This is a genomic window from Desulfotruncus alcoholivorax DSM 16058, from assembly GCF_000430885.1.
Taxonomy (GTDB): Bacteria; Bacillota; Desulfotomaculia; order Desulfotomaculales; family Desulfallaceae; genus Desulfotruncus; species Desulfotruncus alcoholivorax.
On record NZ_AUMW01000009.1, the window covers coordinates 93,195 to 108,591 of the forward strand.

Consider the following 15,397-nt stretch of genomic DNA (forward strand, 5'->3'; position numbering starts at 1 on the left):
CCGTCCTTTAAAAAATCCTGGCTTCTCCTTCGTCCTCCGCGTCATTATTAACCTGGTGATGGAAAATAGCTTCCAAGCTCTCATCATCGTATCCCCCAGGCCGAATTTTTAGCTGGCTGATAACATTCTTTACTCCCCGGGCCTTTTCAGCTGATTTGACAGCCTCCCGTTCCTCGTCTTCACTTTCTACCGTACCCATAAGGAACACCGTCCCATCAACGGACCTGGCGCCGACATGCCGCAGGTTCACCCCGGGATTGGCATTTAATTCTTCAATTACTTCCGCGGTAACGGACTCATCATCTATGGCACCGTCGGTGCTGACAGCCAGGCCAAGCTCAATGCCCTTGACCCCGTCCAGGCCCTGCAGTTTTTCCCTGAGCCTGTTTTTTTCAGACAGCGTGTCTACTATTCCAGTTATCTCAACCTTACCGTCTATTACGTTGGCTTTAAGGCTGTAATTCCTTAAATCTTTATCTTTATCCAGCATTGCTTGAATTTTCCGCCGCAATTTCAGGTCTTTTTCAGACATAATGTCACCCCGCAATAAAATATTTATGGGCTTATTATTACCTTGTCCCTAAATTTGTATGTTAAAGCCGCCATATAAAAAAACATCGCCTTCAGCAGATACCAAAAGATCCTACTGTGCTTTGATGCTGCTTTTATTTTTTATAAACCCCTTACATAACTATCCTCATATTAAGAAAATATAAAACAAAATCTGTTTGAAAGGAGACTTGGGTATGCTTAACCAATATCAGCAGCGGCAACAATTCGGGCAAATCATGCCGGAACCGCCCAACGTTATCAGCACCAAGGACCATCTTTATTTAAAGGACGCGCTGTCCTGGGAATTGGCCTCCATGAAGATGATGCATCACGCCTCTCTAAACTGCAAAGACCCGGAAATAAAAGATTTTTTAAATCGAGTTGGCCGGATGCACCAGGTTCATTACCAGATACTGCTAAGACACACGGACCCATATAATGTGGATAATCAATAGGAGGTGGGAGAAATGCAATTTAATCAATACATGGGAGAGATACAGGGGATGCAGGGTAACCCGTTGATGGGACAACAATATCTGCAGCAGAACCAAAACCAAATTAAAAACCCGCAAACAGGGCTACCTGAAACAAAGGGGCCGAAGATCAACGACAGGGATTCGTTGAATCTGGCGCTGGCTCAGGAAAAATATTTAACAGACAACTTGAATGTTTTCGTGCGTGAAGCCAGCCACCGGCAGCTGCATAATGATTTAATGCGCATTTTTACTGAAACCCATGCCATGACCCGGGAACTTTTCAACCTGATGTTCCGCAAGGGCTGGTATACGCTGGAGGCGGAACAGGCGCAAAAGCTTGTCCAAACGCACCAAAAATTCACCGGCTATAGCTCGCAATTCCCCTATTCCAATTACCTGCAGTAACCAGACATAAAAGGCGTGTCCGTTTATTGGACACGCCTCTCGCGGGCATCACGCCCGCTAGTCCGGTTTTGACCGGCGCTTCGCCGGGTGCTGTTGCCGGCGCTTTCGCACATCACTTGCGGGAGCCGGCCCTTCGCCATAATTTTTCCTTGATCAACTGGTACCGCGCCAGCGGCATGAAGGTTTTTTACTTTTCTTTCAGAAACCCGTGCACAAACAATTCCACAAGCTGTTTTACCGCTTCGTCAAAGGTCAGGTCATTGTCCAGGATAAAAACTGGATTGATCACTGCCTGAATGGAGGCAATGAAAGCAGCAGTAAAAATGCGCGGGTCTATGTCCCGCAGTTCTTCCTTTTGTTCTCCCTTTACCAAAAACCGGATAAAACCTTGTATTTTCTCGGCCCTAAAACGATCAATTTTTTGCCAAAGTTCCGGATAATGGACCTTTAAATCCTTCAAAACCAGCGGGTTAATAAAGGTTGGGGCGGTTTGAGTGATGTAATGGACCATGCCGGCGATGATAGCTGCCGGTTTTTTTTCTTTTGCTATTATTTGCCCTATTCCACCTGCAACTTTACTCATAAATTCATCCAGGACTGCTTCAATTATTTCTTCCTTGCTGTGAAAATAGCGGTAAATCGTCCTTTTGCTCATGCCGGCCCGGTTCGCCAGCTCGTCCATGGTTACGTTGTAAAAACCCATGGTGGAGGATAAATCCATAAAAGCGCTGATTATTCTTTCTTTCAATTTTTATCAACACCACCCGCTTATTTTATGCGACTTTTTTCTTGAATTTAATTACACTCATAACCAGCAACACCACAGAGAAAACCAGCAGGGACGCAACCTGTCCGACCAGGTATTGAAATCCGATGCCTTTTAAAACTATGCCCCTGATGATATCCAGATAATAAGTCAGAGGTATCAGGTTGCTGATAAAATAAATTAATCTGGGCATGGCATCCCTGGGAAACATAAAACCAGACAACAGGATGCTCGGCAGCATGAAGAAAAACGACATTTGAAAGGCCTGCATCTGAGTTTTGGCAATATTGGAGATAAAGATCCCAACCCCCAGTGAAGCGGTAATAAAAAATAAGGTTAATAAATAAAGCTCCACTAAACTGCCGCGTACGGGCACACCGAAGACAATTACCCCCACCAGCAGGGCCACGGTAATTTGCACGTAACCCAGGGCAATATACGGCAATATTTTTCCAATCATCAATTCATAAGATTTAACCGGCGTTACAATAAGCTGTTCCAGGGTGCCCCGCTCCCTTTCCCGTACTATGCCCATGGAAGTCATAATCACCATGGTCATGGTCACAATAATACCCAGGATTGCCGGCACCATATAGTAAGCAGTAATGCCGTCGGGATTATACCAGGGCCTGACCCTGATATCATATGGCGGCCCACCAATGTTTTTTAGCCTGGTTAATATCTCCTGCGATTTAATCAATCCGATGGAATTGGCGATGGCCACCGCCTGGTTGGCCACCATATTATCGCTGGCATCGACTATTACCTGGGCCTGGGCAGGTTCGCCCCTTTTAACACTGCGGGAAAAATCGGGCGGAATAATTATCCCAACCTTGGCCCTGCCGCTGTCAATCATCCTGCTGACCTCATCATAGCTGCCGGCAGTGTAATTGATGTCAAAATAGCCTGACGCACTGAAGGATTGCAACAGGTCACGGCTTTCCGCCGAAAGGGACTGGTCAAAAACCACCGTTGATATGTGCCTGACCTCGGTTTGAATGGCATACCCGAACAGCAATAATTGAACCAGGGGCAGCATAAAAACCAGGGCCAGGGTCATCCGGTCCCTGCGCATTTGTAAGAATTCCTTGTGCAGCACCGCCAGTATTCTGTTCATCTTCAAACACCTCTCTCCTGAAAAATCGTGGTTTGAGGGCCGTTGGTCCCCGCCATACGTTATCATTAAATTGCTGGTACTCTGCCAGATACATGTGGGCTTTCCCCATTAGTTCCTTAATTACCGCTCCGTGTTTTTCGCGCCAGCGCAATAAACACGTCCTCAAGTGACGGCGTCACACGCTTTATTGCCGCGCCCGTAAATTCAGCCAGGAGCGCTATATTTTGCTCATGCTCCAGCAAAACGTGCAGCACCGGGCCATGGACCGAACATTCTTTGACGTAAGGCAAAGCCTCAATTTTATTAATCCAGTCTATTGCATCCGGCAGTTCTGCTTCCACCAAACAGCCTTCGATGACACTTCTTTTCAAATTATCCGGGGTATCTACCGCCATCAGCCGGCCGGCGGAAATAAAAGCGATATTGTCGCAATACTCGGCTTCGTCCATAAAATGAGTGGTCACCAAAATAGCCGCTCCCTCACCCGCCAGTTTGCGGATAATATTAAAAAACAGGCGCCTGCTGGTTGGGCTGACCCCGCTGGTCGGCTCATCCAAAAAAATTATGGAAGGCTTTGAAATAATGGCACAGCCAAGGGCCAGCCTCTGTTTCCAGCCGCCGCTGAGGTTGGCTGTGAGTTCGTTCTCCCTGCCGCGCAGCCCGGCCATATCAACCATAGCCTGGACCCGGGTTTTCCGGAGCGTCCCGTTTACGCCATACAGGCCGGCGTAAAAATTTAAATTTTCCCGCACGGTGAGATCATCATACAGGCTGAATTTTTGAGACATGTACCCTATTTTTTGCTTTATTTTCTCCGGTTCCCTGACCAGGTCATAATCAAGAACCCTGCCGCTGCCTGAAGTAGGCTCCAGTATGCCGCAGAGCATCCGGATGGCCGTGGATTTACCGGCCCCGTTGGGACCCAGGAAACCATATATTTCACCGCGCCGTATGTTCATGGTCAGGCTGTCGACAGCTGTAAAATTGCCGAAAACTTTGGTCAGCTTATCCGTGGTTACCACGTATTCTTCCATTTCAAAGCACCTCTTTTTCCGCCAGGGAGACAAAAACATCCTCCATCGATGGTTCGACTTCCTTGCAAGACATCATTTCCACGTTTTTGCCTGCCAGCCATTCCCCAATGGCAGGCAGGGCTGCAGCAGGGTCTTTAACCGCCACATGGAATTTATCACCGTAAAAAGACACATCCTTCAATACCGGCAGCCCGTTAAAAATCTCAGGATCCCTGGTGCCGGCCCTAATTTCAAAAATTTTAAACCCAAAGTCTTTTTTGAGGCTTGACGGGGATCCTATGGCAGTGATTTTGCCTTTGTTGATAAAAGCCACTTGTTTGCACAATTCCGCTTCATCCATATAGGGAGTTGAAACAAGGATAGTCATCCCTTCCTTGTTCAGCCGGTAAAGAATTTTCCAGAATTCTTTTCTTGATTCGGGGTCAACACCGTAAGTTGGTTCGTCCAAAACCAGCATACCGGGCCTGGTCACCAGGGAACAGGTAAGGGCCAGCTTTTGCTTCATCCCACCGGACAGGTTATCGGCAAACCGCTTTTTAAAATTTAACAGGCCTGTGACGGCAAGGATTTCGCCGGCTCGCCGGTTGATTGTATCCCTATCTAACTTATAAAGAGAGCCGAAAAAATTGATGTTTTCCATAACCGTAAGGTCGCCATACAGGCTGAAACGCTGGGGCATATAACCCATGGATTTCCTGGCCTTTTCAATTTCCGCTGCAGGATAGCCCATCAGGGAAACCTCTCCACGATCAGGAGTGATCAACCCGCAAATCATTCTGATTAATGTGGTTTTGCCGGCCCCGTCAGGCCCCACCAGGCCGAAAATAACCCCTTTGCCCACCTGAAGGCTAACCCCGTCCACAGCGACTGTTTTACCGAAAGTTTTAGTCAGGCCGGCTGCTTTAATCACCCGCCACCCCTCCGTTTGAAAAAGTAACGTCAGCCGGCATGCCGGGCTTTAATGTGCCATCGCTGTTGTTAATCTTAATCTTAACCCCGTAAACAACATTGGTTCGCTCTTTCTTGGTAAGTATTGTTTTGGGAGTAAATTCTCCCTTGGAAGCTATTTCGTCAACCACTCCGTTGTATTCGGTTGAAATACCGCTAACAGTAAATTTCACCTTCTGTCCAAGTTTGATCAACGGCAAGTCATCCGTGGGGATATACACCTTAATCCACAGGTCCTTTAAATTTGCCACCGTGGCCAGGGAGGCTCCCACCTGGATGTACTCCCCTTCCTCATAATTTTTGGTCAAAATCGTTCCTTCAATGGGGCTGTAAATCTTTAAATCCTCCAACATCGCCTCAGTGGTTTTTAATACAGCTTTGCTTCTCTCAACCTCCGCTTGAGCCGCGGCCACCTGTTGGGGGCGGTTGCCTGAATTAACCAGGCTCTGTTGGGCTTCGGCAATTTCCAGTTGGTTTTGGGCCAGATCCATTTTGGTTTTGGCATTATCGTATTCAACCCGGGGAATGGCCCCTTCTTTATAAAGTGCTTCCGCCCGGTCAAAATCATCCTTGGCCTTTTGATAATTGGTCCTGGCAATTTCCATGCCGGCGGCTGCCTCTTTTTTTTCCTGCTGCCTGGCGCCGGATGCAATGTCAGCCAGCTGAGCCTCAGCTTTTATAACGGCCAGCGCATCCCGCTCACGCTGGGCCAGCAAGTCACTGCGTGATAGCTCTGCCACGAGCTGCCCCTTGGCCACTTCATCACCGGCGTTAACTTTCAACATTTTAATAGTTCCAGGTAATTTCGCGGTCAACTCAACCGTAGTAGCCTCTATGGTGCCGGTGGCCTGAATCAGTGAGCTGTCCCGGGCATAATAATTTCGGTAGACCCAGTAAGAGGCGCAGGCAACGGCAACAACAAGTAAGACAATAACCGGGATTTTTTTTCTGTCCATGTTTATTACTCCTTTCACTCCATGTTAAAGAATATTTTTTCTCACGGGCCGGTGTTCTTCCCAGCTTGCGGGGAGCCACTGGCCCTTCGCCCTACCTTTTCATTGATCTGCTGGTACCGCGCTAGCAGCATGGAAGTTTCTAATCAGTTAATTGATGGAAATGGTAATTACAAGGTAAACTATTGTTACTAATTTGGTTTACTTAGTGACATAATACCCTTGCGCAATGACAAATGCAATAGTTTTTTATCCAAGAGTGTTCTGTTTAAGTTTCGCACCCAATCAAACCGCTTAAATTTAAGCTGGAAAAGAGTCAAAAAGGCAATAAAAATCCGCATGAACACTGGTTTGGCTTGGTATAATCAGAGTACCGAACCAAACTATACCAAACTGAAGTGTTATCATGCGGAAGAATATAAACGGGGATTCAAAACCTGCCCCCAACCCCTTTAAAGTTCAACCACTGTTCCCGCATTATTGAAAAAGAACCTGTCACCAAATTCCCGGGCCAGCACGGCGGCGGCAGCAAGGCCTGTGCAGTGGGATACACCTATTTTTTCAACACCGAATTCTTTTAATGCCGCAATGGTTTCACTTATCTGGTCGTTTTTGGCGCTGATAAGATGGGTTCCTCCGATAACCGCGTAAATTTTGTCAATGCCGGTCAGGTTTCTGGCATGAAGCATGGTATTCACCAGTCCCCGGTGTGCACAGCCAAGCAACAGCACCAAGCCTTTTTCCGTTTTGACGATGATACCCTGGTCATCTGCCAGGGCGTCAGGCAAAAAGCCACCATCCGTCTTAACGAACATATTGTTGTCCACACCCTCGAACCTGGTGGCTAGAGGCACTTCACCGGTGGTCACCATGTTCTCGGCCAGCCATACCGGCTCCTTGCTTAATACAAAGGAGGCACCAAGTCCTTCCAGTTCCTCACGACAAAACGGGATACCGATAAACCGGTGCAAGCTACTGCCTCCGGGAAGGTTTACGCGGATATATTTTTTCTCCCAAATGCCGGGGTGCGCATATATCTCCACCCTCTTCCGCAGCATTTGAAGTAGGAGGCGCAATCCGCCGGTATGATCGCAATGACCGTGGCTCAAAACAATTTTGTTGATTTTGTTTAGATTAAAACCTCCTGCCAGAGTATTGCGCAGTAAAGAATCACTAAAACCAGCATCCAGCAAAACCGCATCATTTCCGTATTCCACCAGTATACTTAGTCCCCATTCACCGGTAAATCCAATTATACCGGCCGTGTTCTCACACAAAGTCGTCAACCGCAAGGAATCCATAATTTTTCACTCCTTAAACTGGAAAATCTTTAAAACAATTATATCTAATGACATGTTTAAGACAAACCTAATTTTAAACATAATGAAAATTATTTTTATTACTATTCAGGTACTCAGAATTCAGGAGTCAGAATTCAGAATTTAGAATACTTAGAAACGATAAACCCTTCTCTCATCCTGACTTCTGACTCCTGAGTAGTTAATAATCTTAATTAATAGCTAATATTTAACAACAGCTGCCTGGTAATTATCCGGGTTAATAATTTTAAAATGGTTCACACTAAAAGCAGGAGGTGAGCAATAATGTCAAAAAACGAGGATTTATATATTGCCGGCGCGGAAATGGATATTGCAAATAAGGAAGCAAATGAAAATGCGGCCCAAGACTATATACGCATACACACCAGTCCGGAAGAGCTGGCTGAGAGCCGCTACACGAAGTATTAAACATCGCCATTGGTTAGTCTTGACCCATGAAATTAACAATTAAACTTAAAACACCGGTCAGATCCCGGTGTTTTGGTTTTTAATGCTAATCATTCAAATGTCCTGTTTTTTTGTTCATTCCCAATTTTATACCCTTTTCTGTGCCAGGCCGGTGCCCGCTATTGAGCTGGGCTTTTTGCGACTTGATTTCTTTTGGCCTGGGCGCCCCGACCGGCCGGTGCAGATCTTGCTGTAATTCCGGTTCCCTGTAATGATGGCCGGGGTGATCCGGTTTTTCCAATTTTCTACCCCCTTCAATTTTAGTTGTGACACCATAAATTAGTTTTACCATGTTCTTTGGGGTTATTCGGGGCGTCTTCAATTCACCGGTTGACGCGAAGAAAAGATTTGACAACTTAGTATAAATTTTGGGTATGTCATTGAAAGTTAGCCTATTATATAATTTTATGCATAAAAAAAAGATTTTGTATCAGGAGGCTATAATGACATCAAGGTACAGACAGCATGTAGTTATGGTAATTGTTTTCTTGACTTTTTTTCTTATCCTCAATGTCCAATCCTCAGGAGCTTTTAACAATTTAAAACAGGGTAACCAAGGGCCCGATGTACTTGCCCTGCAGCAGCATCTGCAACAACTGGGCTATTTTTCCGGTAAACCAACAGGTTATTTCGGTACTGTGACGACGTACTCTGTAAAAAAATTTCAGCTTAATTATGGTTTAAAGCCGGACGGCATAGTCGGTGTGCAAACCAATTCACTGATTAACAGACTGCTTGGTTTAAACAATAATAATCACAAAGAGGTTCTCGGTTTTTATACCGCAGACGAACCCGGAATGCCATCTTCTTTGGCCACAGTTAAATCCCATAGTAATCTTTTAACTTCAATTTCTCCTTTTTGGTACCGGTTGAACAGGAATGATCCAAGCAGCCTGGAATTATACGCCGGTCAAACCTGGCAGGAAGTAACCGAATTGCTTAATTTCAGCAAAAAGAATAATATCGGCAATTATGTTTTGATCCACAATCTGCTTTACGGCTCCTCAACTATTAGTAAAGACGTAGTGCATTCGGCACTGGTTAATCCCCAAAAACGCTGGAAACTGGTTATGAATATATACAATCTGGTTAAGAACCAGGGTTACAGCGGAGTAACCATAGACATCGAAAATATTTATTCCGGCGACCGTGGTCTATACATACAATTTTTGAAAGAATTATCATCACAGTTTAAACCGGCCGGACTTAAAATAATTTCCTGTGTTCCTTCCAAAACTACGGATAAACCCCAGGGTGGATGGGGTGATAGTTTTGATTACTCCACAGAAGGCCTTTACGCTGATAAATTAGTTGTTATGGCCTATGATGAGCACAGCAGCGGCAGCAGTCCGGGCCCAATTGCCTCAAAACAGTATGTTGAGAACGTGGTTAAGTATGCGTTGACCAAACTGCCACCAGAAAAGATTCTGCTTGGGGTTGCGGGGTTCGGGTTCGATTGGAACACCTATACCGGGACTTCCCGCTATATCTCCTACCAAATGGCTGCAGATACGGCCAGACAATACAACAGGTGGATCCAGTGGGACGCCAACCAGCAGGTTCCCTATTACGGCTACACCGATAAATTTGGCTTCTGGCATAGTGTTTACTTTGAAAACGCCAGCAGCCTTGCTGCAAAATTGGATATTGTAAATAGCTATAATCTGGGGGGAATCGCCATATGGCGCCTTGGATTGGAAGACCCCTCAAGTTGGAAAGTAATCAGCGATAAATTTTACTCATGAAAAATGTTCAAAAAACGGGCATTTAAAAAAGCGGAAAACTATACTGTACTCTTCCGCTTTTTTTCTATGATACTAAAAACGTTTTCTTAAATAATTAATCAGCAATGACAAAACAATAATTCCAGTAACGGTATAAATCACATTTAAAGCTGCTGGATTAATTGAATTATCCCTTTTTTGAAAGCTTTGTACTACTTCACGTTGGTCTTCGTTCCATTCCTTGCCGGCAGCCAGCAGAACAGGCATTTCTCTACCGGAATCAAACATATCAGATGCAATCATACCGGCAGTGCCATCTGCAATGTTAGTTTTGTGCTGCCTGGCCAGCGCAGTGCTCCCCCAAAAAACAATTATGAACAAGACTATCAAGGCAATGAGGTATTTTCCCATTTAATCCCTCCATTTTTGCCCAAAATAGTTTTACTAGCTTCATTTTATCAGAAACGGTAACTATATATAACTAGGATTTTTACACTGTTTAAAAAAGCGCGCTCAATCAGTTCCCTTAGCGCGCGCTTTTTTATACTTTAGTTCCGGCCATAAATATGGCCGGGGATACTTTCGCTAAAGTGTAAAAATACAAAAAAAACACCCCGCTTAACGTAATTTAGGCCTTGACAAATCTCTTATTTGTCACATGCCAACCGGTTAAGACAGGGTTTACCCATAAATGAGAGGAGTACAAATAAGGGGTTATAAAACCTCCCTGTACGTATCCCGCAATACTCTTTTCAGCACCTTGCCCGAAGCGTTTCTTGGCAACACCTCGATAAACTTGTATATGCGGGGGATCTTGTAATCAGCCAGACGGCTTGTGCAAAATGCTTTTAATTCTTCTTCAGCTAATATATTACCCGGCTTGGCACATATAACCGCGGTAACTGTTTCCCCCCAAACCGGGTGCGGCAGCCCAATTACCGCCGCCTCCAATACTCCCGGGTGCTGGTATAAAACTTGTTCAACCTCAGTGGAATAGACATTCTCCCCGCCGGTTATGATCATATCTTTTTTACGGTCGACCAGGGTAATATAACCCTCATCATCTATAGTCGCAAGGTCGCCTGTGTGCAGCCAGCCGTTGCGCAGAGTTTCCGCCGTTGCCTCCGGGTTCTTGTAATAACATTTCATAATGGTCTCACCGCGTATAATAAACTCACCTACCTGCCCCGGCGAAATATCATTACCCGCATCATCCACCACCCTGGCCTCGGTGCTGATAATGGCTTTGCCACCGGACCCGGGTTTACGCAGCTGGTCTTCCGGCCCCAGCAAAATTCCTCCCGGACCTCCTTCTGTCAGTCCGCATAGATTATAAAACTGATCTGTTGAAAATTTAGTTAATGCCTGCCGCACCAATTCCGCGGGCATAGGTGCGGCGCCATAGCCGTATCTGGTCACCGAACCAAGGTTAAAACTTTCAAAATCAGGCACCTGCAGCATAAAATTATACATGGTGGGCACGCCAAAGAACAGGGTAATTTTTTCTTTCTCTAAAGTTTCCAGCACTGTATTAGGTTCAAATACCCTCAGAACCACGTGGGTTGCTCCCACATACATCCCCGAAACGAGAAACAGGTTCAGCTGAGCCGAGTGGAAAAGCGGGGCCAGGTGCAGCAAACGGTCCCCGGGGTTGACCCCCATATGCACCACCATTACCATGCCCACGTGCAAAATACGGTGGTGATCAAAAAGCGCCCCCTTGGGCCTGCCGGTGGTACCGGAGGTGTAAAGGATCTCGCAGTCATCCCATTCCTCCACCAGCACTCCTGGTTCCGACGTGGAAGCATTTGTCATCAAATCATCCCATTCCATTGCTTCCGCACTGTTTTCACTTTGCCCGGCACTGATTAATTGACGCACTCCGGTAATTTTTCCTTTGAGCGAAGCCACCATCTGATCATATTCCGGGTCAAAGAAAAACACCACGCTGTCTGAATGGTTGATGATATACTCAACCTCGGGCGTAGCCAGGCGGAAATTAACCGGCACCACCACAGCCCCAACTTTCATGGCCGCCATAAAAGCAATAATATAGCGGTCGGAGTTCTGCATCATCAGGGCCACTTTTTCACCTTTGCTTAACCCCAGCACCAACAGGGCATTGGCCAGCCTGTTCACTTCCAGGTTCAGTTCTGCGTAAGTGTAGCGCTTGTCTCCATAAACAAGGGCCTCTTTGATGGGGTGCCGGCGGGCATTACGGGCCAACATTCCACCGATATCCATAATTTCACCTCCAGGTTTTTAATTTTGTTTGTACCATTGGCGCAAAGTATTTTTGAGCACCTTGCCCGAGGCGTTTCTGGGCAGCGCCTCCACAAATTCCACCGAGCGAGGTTTTTTGTAACCCGCCAGATGCTGCTCACACCATGCCACGATTTCCTGTACCGTAATAAATGCGCCCGGTTTTGGGACAACCACTGCATGCACTCTTTCGCCCCATTTTTCATCCGGCATGCCGATGACAGCGGCCTCCATTACCTTTTCATGGCGGTAAAGGACCTCCTCCACCTCGGCCGGGTAGACGTTTTCTCCACCGGAGATAATCATATCTTTTTTGCGGTCAACCACAAAAACGTAGCCTTCTTCATCCATGCGCACCAGGTCGCCGCTGTGGAACCAGCCGTCCTTAATCGCAGCAGCCGTTGCCTCAGAGTCGTTATAGTATTCTTTAAGCATTGTCGGGCCGCGGTAAACAATCTCCCCCACCTGGTTCGCGGCAACATCCCGACCGTTTTCGTCCACCACCCTGACTTCGACGTTGACAACCGGGCGGCCCACCGATGCACCTTTGCGTATAATATCCTTTGGTTTAAGCAACGTGGTAACCGGACTCATTTCTGTCTGGCCAAAGGCATCCACAAGCCCCACCCCGGGCAGGCGCTTTAATATCGTTTCTTTCAAGGACAGCGGCATAACCGCGGCTCCTGTGATCACAGTTCTCATGCTGCTCATCTTTTCTTCCAGGCCCGGCACCGTCAACATGGCATTCCACATCGCCGGCACCAGAAAAGTGAGAGTAACTTTCTCCCGGGCTATCAGTTCCGCCACGGCGCCGGGGTCAAACTGCTTAACCAGCACCGTGGTATTGCCCATTAACACCATCATCAGCATCACTGCCAGCGCAGCGGTGTGAAATAACGGCGGAACGCAGAGATAAATTTCATTGTCTGTTATGCCGATTTCAATAATGCAGTTTAAGGCATTGATCACTTCGTTCTTATGGGTCAGGACCGCACCCTTCGGCCTCCCGGTGGTTCCCGAGGTATACATAATAAAAGCCGGCTCGTCATCCTCCACCGGGACCAGAGGCTCCTCCGCATTTCCAGTGGAAGCAATATCAGCGTAACCCAGCGACCAATCCTTTGACTCCCCAACAGCAATATAGTGACTTACACCTGGCAGATCCCCCCGCACCGCATCAATCATTTCATTGAACACGCTGTCAAAAACCAGTGCCTTTGTGCCGGAATGGTTTAGGATGTAAGCCACTTCCCGCCCGACAAAACGAAAATTAACCGGCACGGCAACAGCTCCCAGCTTGGCCAGGGCAAAGTAACATTCCACCATTTCCAGGCAATTAAAAAGCTGCAGCGCTACTTTATCCCCCCGGCCCAAGCCCAGTGAGCCAAGTGCCCCGGACAGCCTGTTAACCCGCTGGTTCAGTTCATCATAGGTCACCCTGCTTTCCCCTTCCACCAGCGCCGTCTTATTTGGGTTCTTCCTAGCCTGCCGGGACAGCAATTCACCGGTTACAAGCTGCCTTGACAGTACGTCCTGCGCATTAATAACAAGCACCTCCCTTTGTTTCCCCTGGTATAACGGTTTAATACACCGCCTTAGCTCCGGCGCAGCATAAAGATTAAACAGATGCTTCGCCGGTTCTGTAACGCAATAATCATGCCGAAACATGCTTTTCTTTATTTTGTTTAATTTTGAATTTTTAGAATACTTCATTTTGTCCATCTTTCGGTACAGATGTCCTGTTTTCGGGACGGACAAACCATACAACAAACCATACTTGCAGCTCTTAAAACCTTGTTTTAATGCAAGTCAGAGCCGACTGACAGTTGGCACATACTTTGCGGAGAATTAAAGGGGACACACCTACTTCGGAGGTATGTCCAACAGAGGTCAGGGGACACACCTCCTTCAAAGGAATGTCCCCAAATATAAGGAGGTATTTGCATTATGGTGGGTATAACCGCTTTCGGCGCCTATATCCCCTTTAACCGCATGGAGCGCAAACGCCTGGCCGAAGCCTTCGGCGAGCCGGCTCCCCCGGGGGAAAAAGCGGTTGCCAATTACGATGAAGACAGTGTAACCATGGCGGTTGAAGCAGCAAGGGACTGCCTTACCGGCATCGGGCCTGCCGCCCTGGGCGGGGTGTTTTTCGCCACCACCACGCCGCCCTACCGCGAAAAACTGTCAGCCACTACAATAGCCGCTGCCATTGACGCGCCGGACACAATTCGCACGGCAGACTATACGTCCACTTTACGGGCGGGCACCACCGCCCTTTTGGCGGCTGTTGACACCGCCAAATCAGGGGCAGGCAGCGTACTGGTTACAGCAGCCGACTGCCGTCTCGGCGCGGCCAAGGGACAATTTGAGCAGATCTTCGGTGACGGGGCGGCTTCATTTGTCGTCGGAACTGAAAATGTGCTGGCGGAAATCGAAGCCGCCTGCACCGTGGCCGGCGACGTGATTACACAGTGGCGTGACGCCGGAGACAAGTACGTGCGGGCCTGGGAAGACAGGTTTGTGACCACCAGGGGCTACGGCGCCATGGTTAAAAAAGTGCTGACAATTCTGGCCGGCAAACAAAAAATTATGCCCTCAGAGATCAATAAGCTTGTTTTATACGCGCCTTCCCTACGGTACCAGGCAGGCACGGCCATGTCCATGGGCTTCCGGCAGGAACAGGTCCAGGACGGGCTTTTTGCCACAGTTGGCCTGGCCGGCGCAGCCCACGCCCCGCTAATGCTGGCCGCGGCCCTGGAACAAGCCGGGCCGGGGGAGCGGATATTAATGGTTGGTTTCGGAGAAGGGGCCGACGCAATTTTGTTTAAAGTCACGGAGAATATTAAAAACTTTGCCCCGCGGCTGGGAGTCGCCAGGTCCATGGCATCCAAGAAAAATACCATGAACTACCTGACCTACCTGCGCTGGAAAAATATGTTGGACTTTGAGCCGCCCAGGCGCCCGGATCCGGACCGCCCTTCAGCCCCGGCCATGTGGCGCAATTCAGCCAAGAACCTGGCCTTTTACGGCAGCCGCTGCACTAAATGCGGCACGCCTCAAATCCCGGCCCAGAGGGTCTGCGTGCACTGCCGGGCTTTTGACGAGATGACACCCTACCGCTTTGCCGACATCAATGCCAGGATTGCAACCTATACCATAGACCACCTGACTATTTCCCAGGATCCTCCCACTGTATTTGCAGTTGTTGATTTCGAGGGGGGCGGCAGGCTGCTTTGTGAAATGACGGACTGCGAACCCGCCAAAGTGGAAATAGGAATGGAAGTCGAAATGACTTTCCGCAAGCTCTACCAGGCCGGCGGCATCCACAACTATTACTGGAAGGCAAGGCCCAAGAGGTAAAGGAGGGATAAAG

16 protein-coding genes are annotated in these 15,397 nt (G+C 47.8%); 5 read left to right on the forward strand and 11 right to left on the reverse strand.

The window, feature by feature from the left end:
* Positions 1 to 7: 7 nt before the first annotated feature.
* Complete coding sequence (locus H569_RS0104820; RefSeq protein ID WP_034629513.1) at positions 8 to 532, reverse strand: BON domain-containing protein; 525 nt, start codon at positions 530 to 532, stop codon at positions 8 to 10.
* A gap of 214 nt (positions 533 to 746) precedes the next feature.
* Here H569_RS0104820 and H569_RS19220 point away from each other — a divergent pair, with 214 nt between their 5' ends.
* Both H569_RS19220 and H569_RS0104830 read left to right on the forward strand, forming a co-directional pair.
* Positions 747 to 1,007, forward strand: coding sequence for a hypothetical protein (locus tag H569_RS19220; protein WP_034629515.1), 261 nt, complete (start codon positions 747 to 749; stop codon positions 1,005 to 1,007).
* Between the two features lie 12 nt (positions 1,008 to 1,019).
* Positions 1,020 to 1,433, forward strand: coding sequence for a spore coat protein (locus tag H569_RS0104830; protein WP_238492465.1), 414 nt, complete (start codon positions 1,020 to 1,022; stop codon positions 1,431 to 1,433).
* Between the two features lie 187 nt (positions 1,434 to 1,620).
* Here the strand turns inward: H569_RS0104830 and H569_RS0104835 are convergent, their stop codons facing one another.
* The 6 genes from H569_RS0104835 to H569_RS0104860 all read right to left on the reverse strand — a co-directional run bounded on the left by H569_RS0104835 (position 1,621) and on the right by H569_RS0104860 (position 7,552).
* The gene (locus tag H569_RS0104835) at positions 1,621 to 2,181 is read right to left on the reverse strand and encodes a TetR/AcrR family transcriptional regulator (protein ID WP_027364079.1); all 561 of its coding nucleotides are present in this window, start codon (positions 2,179 to 2,181) and stop codon (positions 1,621 to 1,623) included.
* Between the two features lie 25 nt (positions 2,182 to 2,206).
* Complete coding sequence (locus H569_RS0104840) at positions 2,207 to 3,316, reverse strand: ABC transporter permease (protein WP_027364080.1); 1,110 nt, start codon at positions 3,314 to 3,316, stop codon at positions 2,207 to 2,209.
* Between the two features lie 116 nt (positions 3,317 to 3,432).
* On the reverse strand, positions 3,433 to 4,350 hold the full coding sequence (locus H569_RS0104845) for an ABC transporter ATP-binding protein (RefSeq protein WP_027364081.1): 918 nt from the start codon (positions 4,348 to 4,350) through the stop codon (positions 3,433 to 3,435).
* Between the two features lies 1 nt (position 4,351).
* A complete protein-coding gene (locus H569_RS0104850; RefSeq protein WP_027364082.1) occupies positions 4,352 to 5,260 on the reverse strand; it encodes an ABC transporter ATP-binding protein in 909 nt (302 codons plus the stop codon).
* Entirely contained in the window at positions 5,253 to 6,254 is a 1,002-nt protein-coding gene (locus H569_RS0104855; RefSeq protein WP_027364083.1) for an HlyD family secretion protein, read from the reverse strand. Before H569_RS0104855 ends, H569_RS0104850 begins: the two co-directional genes overlap by 8 nt.
* Positions 6,255 to 6,703: 449 nt before the next feature.
* On the reverse strand, positions 6,704 to 7,552 hold the full coding sequence (locus tag H569_RS0104860) for an MBL fold metallo-hydrolase (RefSeq protein WP_027364084.1): 849 nt from the start codon (positions 7,550 to 7,552) through the stop codon (positions 6,704 to 6,706).
* Between the two features lie 303 nt (positions 7,553 to 7,855).
* On the opposite strand from H569_RS0104860, the gene H569_RS22420 reads away from it, so the two are divergent.
* Entirely contained in the window at positions 7,856 to 7,999 is a 144-nt protein-coding gene (locus H569_RS22420) for a hypothetical protein (RefSeq protein WP_157833460.1), read from the forward strand.
* An 85-nt stretch (positions 8,000 to 8,084) separates the two neighbouring features.
* Here the strand turns inward: H569_RS22420 and H569_RS0104870 are convergent, their stop codons facing one another.
* Positions 8,085 to 8,279 carry a hypothetical protein gene (locus H569_RS0104870; RefSeq protein WP_027364085.1) on the reverse strand — a complete coding sequence of 65 codons (195 nt, stop codon included), beginning with the start codon at positions 8,277 to 8,279 and terminating at the stop codon, positions 8,085 to 8,087.
* A gap of 202 nt (positions 8,280 to 8,481) precedes the next feature.
* Between H569_RS0104870 and H569_RS21205 the strand changes: the two genes are divergently transcribed.
* Positions 8,482 to 9,783 carry a glycosyl hydrolase family 18 protein gene (locus H569_RS21205; protein ID WP_051273271.1) on the forward strand — a complete coding sequence of 434 codons (1,302 nt, stop codon included), beginning with the start codon at positions 8,482 to 8,484 and terminating at the stop codon, positions 9,781 to 9,783.
* Between the two features lie 72 nt (positions 9,784 to 9,855).
* Here the strand turns inward: H569_RS21205 and H569_RS0104880 are convergent, their stop codons facing one another.
* The 3 genes from H569_RS0104880 to H569_RS0104890 form a co-directional block, all read right to left on the reverse strand.
* Positions 9,856 to 10,173, reverse strand: coding sequence for a hypothetical protein (locus H569_RS0104880; RefSeq protein ID WP_027364086.1), 318 nt, complete (start codon positions 10,171 to 10,173; stop codon positions 9,856 to 9,858).
* 303 nt (positions 10,174 to 10,476) lie between these two features.
* On the reverse strand, positions 10,477 to 12,006 hold the full coding sequence (locus H569_RS0104885; RefSeq protein WP_027364087.1) for a long-chain-fatty-acid--CoA ligase: 1,530 nt from the start codon (positions 12,004 to 12,006) through the stop codon (positions 10,477 to 10,479).
* An 18-nt stretch (positions 12,007 to 12,024) separates the two neighbouring features.
* Entirely contained in the window at positions 12,025 to 13,578 is a 1,554-nt protein-coding gene (locus tag H569_RS0104890) for an acyl-CoA synthetase (protein WP_207637520.1), read from the reverse strand.
* Between the two features lie 393 nt (positions 13,579 to 13,971).
* On the opposite strand from H569_RS0104890, the gene H569_RS0104895 reads away from it, so the two are divergent.
* The gene (locus H569_RS0104895) at positions 13,972 to 15,384 is read left to right on the forward strand and encodes an OB-fold domain-containing protein (protein WP_027364089.1); all 1,413 of its coding nucleotides are present in this window, start codon (positions 13,972 to 13,974) and stop codon (positions 15,382 to 15,384) included.
* Positions 15,385 to 15,397 lie beyond the last annotated feature (13 nt).

Bases quoted from the DNA above. Each gene is read 5' to 3' on its own strand.
- H569_RS0104820 (WP_034629513.1), bottom strand. From the start codon at position 532: ATGTCTGAAAAAGACCTGAAATTGCGGCGGAAAATTCAAGCAATGCTG.
- H569_RS19220 (WP_034629515.1), top strand. From the start codon at position 747: ATGCTTAACCAATATCAGCAGCGGCAACAATTCGGGCAAATCATGCCG.
- H569_RS0104830 (WP_238492465.1), top strand. From the start codon at position 1,020: ATGCAATTTAATCAATACATGGGAGAGATACAGGGGATGCAGGGTAAC.
- H569_RS0104840 (WP_027364080.1), bottom strand. From the start codon at position 3,316: ATGAACAGAATACTGGCGGTGCTGCACAAGGAATTCTTACAAATGCGC.
- H569_RS0104845 (WP_027364081.1), bottom strand. From the start codon at position 4,350: ATGGAAGAATACGTGGTAACCACGGATAAGCTGACCAAAGTTTTCGGC.
- H569_RS0104855 (WP_027364083.1), bottom strand. From the start codon at position 6,254: ATGGACAGAAAAAAAATCCCGGTTATTGTCTTACTTGTTGTTGCCGTT.
- H569_RS0104860 (WP_027364084.1), bottom strand. From the start codon at position 7,552: ATGGATTCCTTGCGGTTGACGACTTTGTGTGAGAACACGGCCGGTATA.
- H569_RS22420 (WP_157833460.1), top strand. From the start codon at position 7,856: ATGTCAAAAAACGAGGATTTATATATTGCCGGCGCGGAAATGGATATT.
- H569_RS21205 (WP_051273271.1), top strand. From the start codon at position 8,482: ATGACATCAAGGTACAGACAGCATGTAGTTATGGTAATTGTTTTCTTG.
- H569_RS0104880 (WP_027364086.1), bottom strand. From the start codon at position 10,173: ATGGGAAAATACCTCATTGCCTTGATAGTCTTGTTCATAATTGTTTTT.
- H569_RS0104885 (WP_027364087.1), bottom strand. From the start codon at position 12,006: ATGGATATCGGTGGAATGTTGGCCCGTAATGCCCGCCGGCACCCCATC.
- H569_RS0104895 (WP_027364089.1), top strand. From the start codon at position 13,972: ATGGTGGGTATAACCGCTTTCGGCGCCTATATCCCCTTTAACCGCATG.